Origin of the sequence: Petralouisia muris (assembly GCF_004793545.1) — a bacterium.
Lineage (GTDB): Bacteria > Bacillota > Clostridia > Lachnospirales > Lachnospiraceae > Petralouisia > Petralouisia muris.
Map to the genome: position 1 here is coordinate 18,087 of NZ_SRYA01000024.1, position 13,783 is coordinate 31,869.

Annotated in this window: 14 protein-coding genes; 13 read left to right on the forward strand and 1 reads right to left on the reverse strand. The window is 45.0% G+C overall.

What is annotated here, in order from left to right:
• Positions 1-19 precede the first annotated feature (19 nt).
• Genes cdaA through E5329_RS13110 form a run of 12 tightly spaced genes read left to right on the forward strand, consistent with a single transcriptional unit; the run spans position 20 to position 11,259 of the window.
• Positions 20-925, forward strand: a complete 906-nt coding sequence (gene cdaA / locus E5329_RS13065) for a diadenylate cyclase CdaA (protein ID WP_135989965.1) — start codon at positions 20-22, stop codon at positions 923-925.
• A complete protein-coding gene (locus E5329_RS13070; RefSeq protein WP_135989966.1) occupies positions 891-2,288 on the forward strand; it encodes a CdaR family protein in 1,398 nt (465 codons plus the stop codon). The genes cdaA and E5329_RS13070 overlap by 35 nt, the downstream gene beginning before the upstream one ends.
• Positions 2,289-2,339: 51 nt before the next feature.
• Positions 2,340-3,689, forward strand: a complete 1,350-nt coding sequence (gene glmM, locus E5329_RS13075; RefSeq protein ID WP_135989967.1) for a phosphoglucosamine mutase — start codon at positions 2,340-2,342, stop codon at positions 3,687-3,689.
• Positions 3,690-3,718: 29 nt separating this feature from the next.
• Positions 3,719-3,844, forward strand: a complete 126-nt coding sequence (locus E5329_RS30685; RefSeq protein ID WP_275443242.1) for a hypothetical protein — start codon at positions 3,719-3,721, stop codon at positions 3,842-3,844.
• 6 nt (positions 3,845-3,850) lie between these two features.
• The gene (locus E5329_RS30690; protein WP_275443243.1) at positions 3,851-3,982 is read left to right on the forward strand and encodes a hypothetical protein; all 132 of its coding nucleotides are present in this window, start codon (positions 3,851-3,853) and stop codon (positions 3,980-3,982) included.
• A 29-nt stretch (positions 3,983-4,011) separates the two neighbouring features.
• Positions 4,012-4,275 (forward strand): HPr family phosphocarrier protein, encoded by a 264-nt coding sequence (locus E5329_RS13080; protein ID WP_135989968.1) that lies wholly within the window; start codon positions 4,012-4,014, stop codon positions 4,273-4,275.
• A gap of 7 nt (positions 4,276-4,282) precedes the next feature.
• A complete protein-coding gene (locus E5329_RS13085; RefSeq protein WP_135989969.1) occupies positions 4,283-5,179 on the forward strand; it encodes a glycosyltransferase family 2 protein in 897 nt (298 codons plus the stop codon).
• 13 nt (positions 5,180-5,192) lie between these two features.
• The gene (gene rfbD / locus E5329_RS13090; protein WP_135989970.1) at positions 5,193-6,065 is read left to right on the forward strand and encodes a dTDP-4-dehydrorhamnose reductase; all 873 of its coding nucleotides are present in this window, start codon (positions 5,193-5,195) and stop codon (positions 6,063-6,065) included.
• A gap of 54 nt (positions 6,066-6,119) precedes the next feature.
• The gene (rfbB, locus tag E5329_RS13095; RefSeq protein WP_135989971.1) at positions 6,120-7,199 is read left to right on the forward strand and encodes a dTDP-glucose 4,6-dehydratase; all 1,080 of its coding nucleotides are present in this window, start codon (positions 6,120-6,122) and stop codon (positions 7,197-7,199) included.
• A 14-nt stretch (positions 7,200-7,213) separates the two neighbouring features.
• Positions 7,214-8,020, forward strand: a complete 807-nt coding sequence (locus E5329_RS13100) for a glycosyltransferase family 2 protein (RefSeq protein ID WP_135989972.1) — start codon at positions 7,214-7,216, stop codon at positions 8,018-8,020.
• Positions 8,021-8,031: 11 nt separating this feature from the next.
• A complete protein-coding gene (locus tag E5329_RS13105; RefSeq protein WP_135989973.1) occupies positions 8,032-9,186 on the forward strand; it encodes a glycosyltransferase family 2 protein in 1,155 nt (384 codons plus the stop codon).
• Positions 9,187-9,201: 15 nt separating this feature from the next.
• Positions 9,202-11,259, forward strand: a complete 2,058-nt coding sequence (locus tag E5329_RS13110) for a hypothetical protein (protein WP_135989974.1) — start codon at positions 9,202-9,204, stop codon at positions 11,257-11,259.
• Here E5329_RS13110 and E5329_RS13115 read toward each other — a convergent pair.
• The gene (locus E5329_RS13115) at positions 11,217-12,188 is read right to left on the reverse strand and encodes a glycosyltransferase family 2 protein (protein ID WP_135989975.1); all 972 of its coding nucleotides are present in this window, start codon (positions 12,186-12,188) and stop codon (positions 11,217-11,219) included. The genes E5329_RS13110 and E5329_RS13115 overlap by 43 nt on opposite strands.
• A 162-nt stretch (positions 12,189-12,350) precedes the next feature.
• Between E5329_RS13115 and E5329_RS13120 the strand changes: the two genes are divergently transcribed.
• Positions 12,351-13,775 (forward strand): MATE family efflux transporter, encoded by a 1,425-nt coding sequence (locus tag E5329_RS13120; RefSeq protein ID WP_135989976.1) that lies wholly within the window; start codon positions 12,351-12,353, stop codon positions 13,773-13,775.
• Positions 13,776-13,783 lie beyond the last annotated feature (8 nt).

Below are 13,783 nucleotides of genomic sequence, written 5' to 3' on the forward strand. Positions count from 1 at the left end.
ACAGAAAGGGGATGAAACTATGGTACAGGATTTATTTGCAGCGTTAAGTTCTTTTGCATCAAAGTATCTGTTCTGGGTAGACAGCCATAATATTACCAGGACGGATATTGCAGAAATTATCATAATTTCATTCCTGATATATAATATTTTGGTGTGGTTTAAGCAGACAAGGGCCTGGAATCTGCTGAAAGGAATTATTGTGGTATTGGTTTTTGTGCTGGTCTGCGCTATCTTCCAGATGAACAATATTCTATGGATTGCAGGAAAGACCATCAATGTAATTGCAATTGCAATTATTATTGTATTTCAGCCGGAATTGCGCAGAGCCCTGGAGCAGCTTGGACAGAAAAATTTTATTACCTCGCTGTTTTCCTTTGATTCGCAGAAAAATCAAGAGCGGTTCAGCGAACGGGTAACCAATGAGATTGTGAAAGCAACGTATGAGATGGCGAAGGTTAAGACAGGAGCTTTGATTGTTGTGGAACAGGATGTGGTTCTTGGGGAATTCGAGAGAACAGGAATCGCGCTGGATTCCCTGGTTTCCAGTCAGCTTCTGATTAATATATTTGAGCATAATACTCCCTTGCATGACGGAGCGATTATTGTACGGGGAGACAGAATTGTGTCTGCCACCTGCTATCTGCCCCTTTCTGACAATATGGGACTGAGCAAGGAGCTTGGGACCAGGCATCGGGCGGCGGTGGGAATCAGTGAAGTTTGTGACGCTTTGACCATTGTGGTATCGGAGGAAACCGGGAATGTTTCCATTGCCATCGGTGGAGAACTGTATCGGAATGTGGATGCAGAATATTTGAAAGGGAAATTGAATTTCATCCGGAAAGGCGCAATGGATGTGGCAAGATTCAAACTGTGGAAAAGGAGGATGAAGAATGTTCAGGAAAATGATAAAACATCTGGTGAATAATGCCGGACTGAAGGTTCTGTCCATTCTTTTGTCCGTGGTTTTGTGGATGGTTGTGGTAAAGCTGGCAGATCCGGATATGACAAAGACTTTTTCTGTTTCTGTGGATATTCTCAATAAAGATGTGGTTGCTGAAATGGGAAAAGTGCCGGATGTGGTGGGAGAGACAGATATTGCAGTGTTCTATATCACCGGCCCGAGAAGTTATGTGGAGAAAATGAATGGTGATGATTTCAATGTGACTGCGGATTTAAGTCAGCTGGATTTAAGGCAGGATGGGGATACCAAGTTGGTTCCTATAGAAATCAGCGCCCGAAAATATGACAGATATATTACCATTAATCAGAGAACAGTAAATCTGCAGATTACCCTGGAGGATTTGTCTGAACAGAAGTTTGTAATTACTGCGGAGACAACGGGAACTCCGGCAGAAGGCTGCGCCATTGGAGATGTAGAAGTGACGCCGAATTTATTGAATATTTCGGGGCCTGAATCCGTTGTGTCCAGAATCAGCCGTGTGTCTGCTACAATTAATGTGGACGGTGTATCCGATGACGTTTCAGATAATGTAGTTCCGGTGCTGTATGATGAAGACAATAAACCCATAACATCAGACCTTCTGGAAATGAATCAGAGCGCAGTGACAATCCGGGCCAATATACTCGGAACGAAGAGTGTGCCCATCCGGTGTCAGGTCAGCGGAACTCCGGCAGAGGGTTATGAATACCGGGGACTGGAATATGCGCCGGACTCCGTGCTGATTAAGGGAGAAGCGGAGGTTTTGAATAGTATCGGCGCTATCAATATACCGGAGGATGTGATCAATATAGACGGCGCAAAGGAAGAAAGTGAGGTTTCCATTGATATTAAGCCCTATCTGGCAGAAGCAGGCGTATCCCTGGTGGATGATACCGCTAATCAGATTGCAGTGCGGGTATTGATTGAGCAGAAAGAAACCAAGGTTTTTAATATTCCTGTGGAGAAGATTCAGGTGACCGGGTTAAACCGGGATTATGAGCTTAGCTACAGCGGAAGTTCTGTGCCGGTTTCTGTCAGGGCGCTGAAGGAGTATATGGATACTCTGGAAATCGGCAGTATCAGCGCGGCTTTGGATGTAACAGACCTGGAACCGGGAAGCCATACCATAGAATTGACGATCACGCTGCCTGGGGAGCAGTTTGAACAGACTGAGACGGTCAGGGTTCAGATTACCATTGAAGATAAGAATGCAGAACCAGAAACAGAACAGGATGAAACCCAGGAAAATGCCGGGGGTTCTGAGGACGAGGAAGATAATGGTAATGGAAATGACAGAAATGGAAATAATAGTGACAGTGCAGACAGGAGCACCAGAGACAGTAATTAAAAAAGGTGCGCCTGCAGATAGAAGGAAAGCAGACGCAGAATGGAGGAAATTATGGCAAGAATGTTTGGAACAGATGGAGTAAGAGGCGTGGCAGGCACAGAGCTTACCATTGAACTGGCTATGAAGCTGGGGCAGGCGGGAGCTTATGTGCTGACAAAGGAGAGAGCTTATCAGCCCACAATTATTGTGGGATGCGATACCCGTATTTCCGGCGGAATGCTGGCAAATGCACTGATGGCAGGAATCTGCTCCGTAGGGGCGAATGCGGTGTACATGGGAGTAATGCCCACACCGGCCATTGCATATCTGGTTCGGAAGCATAAAGTAGAAGCAGGGGTAGTGATTTCCGCTTCTCATAATCCGATGGAATTTAACGGAATTAAATTTTTTAATGGAGACGGGTATAAGCTTTCCGATGAACTGGAAGATGAAATTGAAGCCCTGATAAAGAACGGCATGCGGGATGTTGCCATGCCTATTGGCTCAGGGATTGGAAATATCAGCTATCGGTTTGACGCCAGGGAAGAGTATGTATTTTTCATGAAAAAAACTATGCCCCTGGATTTAAGCGGTTTAAAGATTGTAGTGGACTGTGCAGAAGGAGCTTCCCACTATACTGCAGTAGAGACATTAAAAGGGCTGGGGGCTAATCTGGTAGCGATTCATACCAATCCCGACGGCACCAATATCAATGCCAACTGCGGGTCCACCCATATGGATGAACTGCGGGCCAGGGTGGTTTATGAGAAAGCAAATATCGGCCTTGCTTTTGACGGCGATGCGGACCGTATGCTGGCAGTGGATGAAACCGGCGAGGTGGTAGACGGCGATCAGATTATGGCAATTATCGGCAACTACATGAAGGAGCATGGCAAGCTGAAAAAGGATACTATTGTAGGAACTGTGATGAGTAATCTGGGCTTTACCCTGATGGGAAAAGAACGGGGAATCCATATTGAACAGACCAAGGTGGGGGATCGCTATGTTTTGGAAAATATGAGAGAAAATGGATATAATATTGGAGGGGAGCAGTCAGGCCATATTATTTTCCTGGATGAAAATACTACGGGAGACGGACTGCTCAGTGCATTGCATTTGCTGGAAGTTATGGTAGAGACTAAAGAGCCTCTTTCCCAGCTGGCACAGATTATGGAAGTGCTTCCGCAGGCATTGGTAAATGCAAAGGTGCCGAACCATAAGAAAGAACATTTTATGGATTATCCGGAGATCGCACAGGCAGTTCAGAAGCTGGAGCAGAAATTTGCAGGAGAGGGCAGAGTCCTGATCCGTCCGTCTGGAACAGAGCCTTTGGTTCGTGTTATGATTGAGGGAAAGAATCAAAGCGAGATCAATCAGGACGCAAAGGAACTGGCCGACCTGATCATGAGGAATATGCTTTAATTTATCATGAGGAGGACCCAGTATTTACCATGAGCTTTACCATGAGGAGGGACCCAGCATTTACCATGAGGAGGGACCTAGCATTTACCATGAGGAGGGACCCAGCGCTTATCATTGAATATTCCAAAAAAGCAGAAAGCAGGGAGGAGCCCTGATGGTTCGTGAAGCAGCCGCAAAGCAGAAAGCAGGGAGGAGCCCTGATGGTTTATGGAGCGTCTCAAAAGCAGGGAGAAACCCTGATGATCCATGGAGCAACCGAAGGAAGAAAACTTAATGCAGTAGGTAAGCAATAAACGGAGAAAAATGTATTGGAGGAACGAAGATGGTTAGTCAGAAAGTGATAATTAAAAACCCTACGGGCCTGCATTTAAGACCGGCAGGAATTTTGTGTAAAGAGGCAGTAAAATTCAAATCATTGATCACCTTTAACTTTAAAGGCGGAACAGCCAATGCGAAAAGCGTATTAAGCGTACTGGGCGCATGTATCAAGTCCGGAGATTCCATTGAATTTGTCTGTGAAGGCGAGGATGAGGAAGAGGCTCTTTCTGCCATAGTAACAGCGGTGGAAAGCGGTTTGGGAGAATAACAGGAACATGACGGGAAAGGAAAAGGTACAGATTCTGTTGTCCTCCTATCAGGGAGAGCAGTTTTTGGAAGAACAGCTGGACAGCCTGTTAAAACAGAGCTGGAAGAATCTGGAAATACTTATCCGCGACGACGGATCTACAGATGGCACCAGGAAAATATTGGAAGATTACAGTGCAAAATATGAACATATAAAATATTTTCCAGGGGAAAATATTGGTGTAACACAAAGTTTTTTTGAACTGCTGAAAAAGTCAGATGCAGCGTACGTGGCATTTTGCGATCAGGATGACATATGGCTGGAACGTAAGGTGGAAGCGGCAGTCCGGAAGCTGACAAAGGAGACAGGGCCTGCTTTGTACTGTGGGAATAAGATTCTGGTGGATCGCAGCCTTAGTCCTATGAAAAAACAGAGCCGGCCCAGTCTGAAGCCTGGATTCGGAAATGCAGTGGTGGAGTGTATTTGTACCGGCTGTACGGCGGTGATGAACAGAGAATTGGCAGATATTCTGGCGGCGCGGCTGCCGGAATACGCCATTCTCCATGACTGGTGGACATATTTAGCAGCTTCTTATACCGGGAAGGTGATATTTGACCCCAATCCCTATATCCTCTATCGGCAGCATGAGGGAAATGTGGTGGGAGCCAAAGGCGGATTCTGGGGAGAGGTACAGTCCAAGGCAGCCTATCTGAAAAAAAGCCGGGGCAAATTAAAGAGACAGCTCAGTGAGTTTGCCAGGCTGTATCAGGGAGACAGAAAAAAGGACAGGCTGGTGCGGCAGATATTGGCGGCGGAACATTTTCCTGGCAGACTTCAGATCATTTGTAACCGTAAAATGTACCGGCAGAGTGCATTAGATGAAATCATTATGAGAATATTATTTCTGATAAACAGAATGTTATAAAATGGAGGAAACCATGAAGAAAATATTGGTGACAGGCTGTAACGGACAGCTTGGAAGAGCAATCAACAAAGAATACGAAAAGGATGATGTGGAATTTATCAATACAGATGTACAGTCAGGAGAGGGAATCACTGCTCTGGATATCACAAGTATTTCCCAGGTGATGGAACTGGTACGGGAAACCAGGCCGGATGTGATTATCAATTGCGCTGCTCATACTGCAGTAGATTTGTGTGAACAGCAGTGGGACAGCGCTTACCGAATTAATGCCATTGGGCCCAGGAACTTAAGCATTGCAGCTTCTGAGGTAAAGGCAAAAATGGTGCATGTATCTACGGATTATGTGTTTGATGGTAACGGAACCAGACCTTATACGGAGTTTGATCCGGTGGGGCCTGCCAGCGCATATGGAAAAACCAAGCTGGAGGGTGAGAATTTTGTAAAAGATTTTGCAAATCATTACTTTATCCTGCGGACGGCATGGCTTTACGGCGACGGAAAGAATTTTATCAAAACGATGCTGCGGCTGTCAGAGAGCCATGATCAGGTCAGTGTGGTAATGGATCAGGTGGGCTGTCCTACCAGTGCAGTGGAATTGGCCAAGATGATTCATTTTCTGGAGCCTACGGAAAATTACGGATTATTCCATGCTACCTGTGAGGGAAGCTGCAGCTGGGCGGATCTGGCAGAAGAGACCTTCCGGCTGGCAGGAAAATCCACCAAAGTGGAACGGGTAACCACAGAAGAATACTGCCGCCGCAATCCCAATCAGGCGCCCCGTCCTGCTTATTCTATTTTAGAAAATTATATGATAAAATTAACCAGCGACTATTTAATGGCAGACTGGAAAGATGCGTTAAAGACTTATATGGATTCCTTAAGATAAGAAAATTATAAGAAGCAAATGTGATGCAAATATGATGAAAGAGGAGAAATCATTATGAGAACTTATCTGGTAACAGGCGGGGCGGGCTTTATTGGCTCAAATTATATTCAATACATGTTCCGAAAATATGACAATGAAATCAGAATTATCAATGTGGATAAGCTTACCTATGCCGGCAATCTGGAGAATTTAAAGGATGTGGAATCTAGGGATAATTATACCTTTGTGAAAGCGGATATCTGCGACAAAGAAGCCATCCGTAAGATTTTTAAGGAAAATGACATTGACCGGGTAGTGCATTTTGCGGCGGAGAGCCATGTGGACCGAAGCATCCGCAATCCGGAGGTGTTTATCCAGACTAATGTGCTTGGAACGGCAGTGATGTTAAACTGTGCCAAGGAAGCTTGGGAGAAAGAGGACGGAACTTTTCAGGAAGGGAAGAAATTTCTCCATGTTTCTACGGATGAAGTGTATGGCTCCCTGGAGGAGGACGGCGCTTATTTCTATGAGACAACCCCCTATGATCCCCACAGCCCCTATTCTGCAAGCAAAGCAAGTTCAGACTTTTTGGTAAAATCATATATTGATACTTATCATTTCCCGGCGAACATTACCAACTGTTCCAACAATTACGGCCCCTACCAGTTCCCGGAAAAGCTGATTCCTTTGATTATCAACAATGCGCTGCAGGGGAAGAAGCTGCCGGTATATGGAGATGGCAAAAATGTCAGGGACTGGCTGTATGTGGATGACCATGCAAAAGGAATTGATATGGTGCAGGAACATGGAAAACTGGGAGAGACTTACAACATCGGCGGCCATAATGAGAAACAGAATATTGAGATTATCCATATTATTCTTGAAACTTTGCAGGAAATGCTGCCGGAAAACGATCCAAGGAGAGAACTGGTCACCACAGATTTGATTACCTATGTGGAAGATCGAAAAGGACATGACAGAAGATACGCCATCGCTCCGGACAAGATTAAGGCGGAAATCGGCTGGGAGCCGGAGACTATGTTCAAAGAGGGAATCCGAAAAACAATTGCCTGGTTCTTTGAACATGAAGAATGGATGAAAAATGTGACCAGCGGTGATTATCAGAAATATTACGAAGAAATGTATCAGAATTAGCAGGAAAACAGAAAATGAAATATGGACCGAAGGATCATACCTTTGCAATTTGCGCTTACAAAGAAAGCCCATTTTTGCGGGAATGCATCGAATCATTAAAAAAACAGACCGTGCCCACCAGGCTGATTATGACTACCTCCACGGAGAATAGCCATATCCGCAGCCTGGCGGAGGAATATGGCATACCGCTGTTTGTCAATCACGGAGCAGCGGGAATTGCCAATGACTGGAATTTTGCATATCATCACTGCAGGACTAGGCTGATTACTCTGGCCCATCAGGATGATATGTATCACCCTGATTACGTGAAATATATGTTACATGACCTAAACCGGGCAAAGCATCCCTTGATTTATTTTACAGATTACAATGAATTGCGGGAAGGACAGGAAGTTTCCGGGAATCAATTATTAAAAATCAAACGTCTCATGCTGCTGCCTTTAAGAATCCGGGCGTTTCATGGGAGTATTTTTGTGCGCAGGAGAATCCTGTCTATGGGAAATCCCATTTCCTGTCCATCTGTGACTTACATAAGAGAACATTTGCCGGCTACAGTATTTATTCCGGGATTTAAAAGCAACATTGACTGGCAGGCATGGGAGATGCTGTCTAGGAACAAGGGAGAGTTTGTCTATGAGAAGCGGCCTTTGACCTGGCATAGGATTCATCTGGAATCGGAAACCTCAGTGAGCATTAACAATGGAAACATCCGGGCACAGGAAGACTATGCCATGTTTCTGAAATTCTGGCCCAAATGGATGGCCAGGTTTATTATGCGCTTTTACATCAAAGGGGAAGAATCCAATACCATGGAACGATAAGGAGAAATAAAATGAATGAACAGTACGAACTTACAATATTGATGCCCTGTCTCAACGAGGCGGAAACGCTGGCTGTCTGTATTGGAAAAGCCAGGAAATATCTGGAAGAAAGCGGCGTCAATGGAGAAATCCTGATTGCGGATAACGGCAGTACCGACGGTTCTCAGCAGATTGCCGAGGACAACGGCGCAAGAGTTGTAAATGTACCGGAGAAGGGATACGGCGCAGCCTTGATTGGCGGATGCAACGGAGCTCTTGGAAAATATGTGATTATGGGCGACGCCGATGACAGTTATGATTTTCTGCATCTGGGGCCTTTTGTAGAAAAGCTTCGGGAGGGCTATGATTTGGTAATGGGGAACCGTTTCAAAGGAGGCATTGAGCCGGGAGCCATGCCGCCGCTCCACAGATATTTGGGCAATCCGGTGCTTTCTTTTATCGCAAGGCTGTTTTTCCCCTGCAAAATCGGAGATTACCACTGCGGGCTGCGGGGATATAACCGGGAATCTATTTTGAAGCTGGGATTGGTAACAACCGGGATGGAATATGCCAGTGAGATGGTGGTGAAATCTACGCTGAATCATCTGAAAATTGCGGAAGTGCCTACTACATTGAAGAAGGACGGCCGTTCCCATGCTCCTCATTTGAGAAGCTGGTCCGACGGATGGCGGCATTTGAAATTTCTTCTGATGCACAGCCCCAACTGGCTGTTTATGTATCCGGGATTGATCCTGTTTTTTTTAGGATTGGTTCTGACTGTAATTCTGAGCCTTGGAAATATCCGGATTGGTTCTGTGGGACTTGGGGTCCATACCCTGATGTATTCTGCCGCTGCCATGATGGTGGGTTTTAATCTTGTGATGTTCTCCCTGTTTGTCCGTTCTTATGCAAGTGTGACAGGATTTATTCCAACGGAAAGCAAATTGGATCGGTGGCTGGAGGATATATCAACAGAAAAAGGAGTGGTGATCGGCCTGCTGCTGTTTTTGGCAGGAATTATTATTACAATTATTGCCTTTTGCATTTGGGGAAACACAGGATTTGGGGGACTGTCACCAGAGAATATGATGCGGATTACCATTCCAGCCATGCTGTTGATTGTGGTAGGAATTGAAGTTATTTTCGGAAGCTTTTTTATTGGCATTCTGCATATCAGGCACAAATAGAGAGGAAATTGACAGATGAATGCGAGACAGGGGATAAAGAGGATAAACTGGTTTCTGGCAGTGATTGCAGTGTTGTCTTTGATAAAAATATGTATGGTGCAGGGATTAGTGATTTATCCGATACCGGCGGCAGCCTGCGATGACGCTTTGATGACAGACTGGGCGCTGAATATTGCAGGCGGAAAATGGACAGGTCCATTTAATAACTATATTTTTATGAAGGAAGTGGGGTTTGCCATTTATCTGGCGGTTATTCACCGACTGCATCTGTCTTATATTACGGGAACCAGTCTGCTGTATATCGCAGGATGTATGATTTTACTTTATGGAATCAGCCATGTAGTCCAGAAAAAATGGCTGTTATGCGTGATTTATGCCGTTACGCTGTTTCATCCCATTATGACGGCGGTAGAAACGGGACAGCGAGTATATCGGAACAGTTTTGCCGTGGTATTGCTGCTCTGGCTTTTTGGCAGCCTTTTAAATCTGTATTTTGAAATCCGGGAAAAATCTTTTGGCAGAAACTGCATCTGGGCCCTGTTTGCAGCGGTAAGCCTTGGATGTTTATGGGAAACCAAAAGCGATACCATCTGGATTCTGCCTTTTACGGTGGTCATTATGGCAGTTGCAGCCGGGATTTTAGTCAAAAACAGAAAAGAAACCAGGGTATTTCCCAAACTGATTCTTTTGTGTATGCCTTTTTTGGGAATTCTGTTTTTTTCAAAAACCATAGATTTACTGAATACGATAACATACGGCGATACCGGCATTCCTTATTATGGACCGGCCATGGGGATTTTGACTGGTATAGAATCAGAAAATCCCATTGAAAATGTAAGCCTGCCCAGAGAGACCCTTCACAGGATGTATGAACTTTCTCCAACCTTAGCTTCGGCAAAGGAAGAGATTGAAGACGCCATGAACCGGTATGATAAAGCGGACACCCATCCAAAGGACGGCAATGTGGAAGATGGATGGATTGGCTGGGCGCTGCTTCGGGGATTTGATGGAGCTGGATGTTATAAGGACTGCAAGACAGCGAATGAATTTTATAAAAAAGTATACGAGGAATTAAATGAAGCGGTGGAGCAGGGAAAGCTTAGGCTGGTGGAGCAGTCTTTTGCTGATTCTTACCATGTGGCTGACGGGAAAGAGCGAAAAGAACTGCTGTCTGCCATTGGGCAGTGTTGGCAGTATGTGGCCAGTCATCAGTATCTGTTTTCCAATATCTGTTCCCTGATGGGAGACAACATTGCAGGAAGCCAGAGATTTGAGATTCTGACCCGCAATAACGCCTATTACGGCATGTTTGATACAGATTATTACTGTGTGGGCTGGGTGGCTTTTCCTCAATATGACTTGAATCAGCTGGAAGTTTATATTGAAGACGCCGAGGGCAATCAGTTTACACAGCTGAAATTTAAAGAAAGCCGGGATGTAAAGGAGAAATACCCTAATGCAGAAGGGGCGGAAAAATGCCGTTATATTGCAGAATGGAATGGAAACGGAAAGAAAGTATCGGACTTCTTTCTTGCAGCATATGACAAGGAGCAGCAGGTGGTAAAAGCCAGAATTACCCAAACAGGGCTGGCAGATGTCAGCGAAGAAGAATGCGTCGGTTCCGTAGACGGCTTCTTTCTGCAGGGAGACCAGCAGGCTATCCGCCGGGAGGCGAAAAAAGCGTCAGACAGATGTAATCTGGTATACAATATCTATCACTTCTTTGGCAATATACTGGCCTGGGCAGGGATAGCTGCCTATCTGGTCTTTACTGTTTTAGCTGTTTTGGAATGGAAAAACCGTCAGTATGATTCGGTGAATCTTTGGCTGATTATCACAGGTATCGGATTAAGTCTGCTTATTTTATTTGCCGGTGTGGCAGTAACCCATCTGGAGAAATGCCCGGCTATCAGCTATATGTACTTAAGCGCAGCCTATCCATTATTCAATCTTGCTGGGATGCTGTCCCTGACGGGATGTGCGGCAAGCGTCACCGGGCTTTGGAACAGAAGGAGGAAATCTGTTCTGGGTCAGCGCGGGATTGTAAACCACCAGAAGGTAAACCGTTCATAAAATGTATTGCCCAAATAAGGGTACTTTAAGCCGCAGATGACACTTTTCAGAGGATTTCTGGAAGTAAGAAGATCCAGAATCTTCTGGGCCTGTTCCTTTTGTTCCGCAGAAAGACGGCTTCCGTACAGGCAAAGCAGCGTCTGCACCTGCGTGGCAGCCTGTCTCCGGCAATTGGTCAGGGAAGCCAGGTGTTTTTGAAACACGGAAGGTCTCAGGTTATCCAGAATCCGAAATAACGTGGAACGGGTGTTGGTTACTCCCAGAGTGTTGCTGGAATGCTGCCGGTAGTTGGAGAGAGGCGTATCATCTTTGTGGACGATACGGCCGAAAGCGGCGCATAACAGCATAACCCACCAGTCATGAAGAGCAATTTCCTCCGGGTAAGCAGAGAGCAAATCTTTTAACTTTGCATTGAATACCATCGCGCAGCCTGGCACATAATTGGCCAGCAGCAGCTTCAGGTAATGATGTCTGCGGCCCAGAGCGGCATGGGTGTATTCTTCCAAAGAAGCGCAGAGAGGCTCCATATTCTGGTCGGTTATCCGCATCGTGCAGTAAGTCAGAAGAGGGCCGTCATATGTTGTTTGGCATTCTTTCAGAAAATGAACCATTTCAGCTAATTTTTCAGGTTCCCACCGATCGTCCTGGTCGCAGAAGGCATAGTAGTCATAGCCGGATACCTTGGCAAACAGATCGGCAAAATTGCCAGTGGCGCCGTGGCGGGCTGAGGTGTTTTCTGACAGGAAAATCCGATCCGGATACTGTGCCTGATACCGCCTGAGGATGTCAGGCGTGCGGTCGGAAGAACCGTCGTCGTTGACAAAGAGGGTCCACTCCTCAAAAGTCTGGTTTATAATGGAGTCCAGTTGTTCTTTTAAATATTTTTCGCCGTTATAGGCAGCAAGTAAAATTGCTATGGTCTGTTTCATATCAGTTGTTCCTTTTGATTAAAATAGAATTAGTCCTGTGCATTCCATCTGCTCAGACTATATTAGCATACAACAACAGGACGCAAAGTACAACTAATTTTCTAGTTGAATGCATGCCTGGGAGCAAATGGCAGAAATTTCAGAGAAAAGCAGGGAAGTAAAATGGAAAAAACAAAGAAAGAAAATTTAATCAATGTTATTATGGTGGTAAGCAGCAATATTTTTGCAATACTGGTTGCATTGTTTTCCGGCTTTATCCTGCCGAAAGAATTGAGCATTCCGGATTATGCCTATTACAGAGTGTATTTGCTGTATATTTCCTATGCTGGTTTTTTTCATTTTGGCATTGTAAACGGAATTTATCTAAAATATGGAAATATGGACCTGGATCAGATCCCAAGGAAAGTATTTCGGGCATACAGTTATTTTATGCTATTGTCCCAGGCTGCAGTTGTGGCGGCGTTGTCCCTGATTCTGTTTGCAGGCAGAGCTGCAATGGAACTGGATAAGGTAATCGCCTTTGCTTTTGTTATCATCAATATTCCGCTGATTAATATCAAATGGTTCTACTCTTCCATCAATCAGTTTACGAAAAGGTTTGTCATTGACAGCTATGTGACTTATCTGCAGAATATTTTGAACCTGGTGATGGTATTTATTGTGATTCTGCTGAAATGGTATGATTTTCAATGGATTCTTGTCATTATAACCATCTGCAATTTGATCTGCATGGTGATAACCATGGGGCAGAATAAAATGATATTGTGGGGCGATAAGGAGAAGCTCTCAGATATTGAAATTCCTGAATTGATAAAGAACGGATTTTTTCTGATGCTCAGTGAATTTGTGGGAATTATAATTCTGGGAATTGACAGTATGTTTGTGGATAATCTTTTTTCTCAGACGGAATTTGCCATGTATTCCTTTGCGGTGTCAGTGATTTCAGTCATTTTCACTGCCATCAGCGCTGTGTCTAATCTGGTGTATCCCTATCTTGTGCGGGTAGAAGAAGAAAAATATGCGGAATATTACGGGCTGATGAGTGATGTGCTGGCAATTGTTTCCATGTTTTCCATGCTTGCTTTTTATGCAGCGGAATTTATTATTTTCCGGTGGCTGGGGAAATTTATCCCCAGTCTGTCCATTGTGGCAATTTTATTCGGCACAGTGGCGTTCCGTGCAATTATTACCCTGGTGTGCGGCAATTATTTTAAAGTGTTGAAATTGATTAAAGAATATACCTGGAACAATATTTTTGCCATTGTGATTTCATTTTTGCTGAATGGGGCAGCCTATCTGCTGTTTCATGATTACCGGTATATTGCGGGGGCAAGCCTTTTGTCCTTTGTGATATGGTATCTGGTGACGGAGAGGATATTTATCCGGCATATGCAGATTCCTCTCACGGGCTGCCTGCGCAGGTATGGGTATATTCTGGCGGGCCTGCTGGTATTTTATTTGTTGGCGGACGCAGATCCGATTCCGGGATTTTTCCTGTATTTTGCAGCCATCTTTGGCATTTCCCTTCTGTGTTTTTGGCGGCAGCTCAGAAAGCTGCTTGGGATTGTAAGAGGCAAAGCGGCATAAATCTCCCA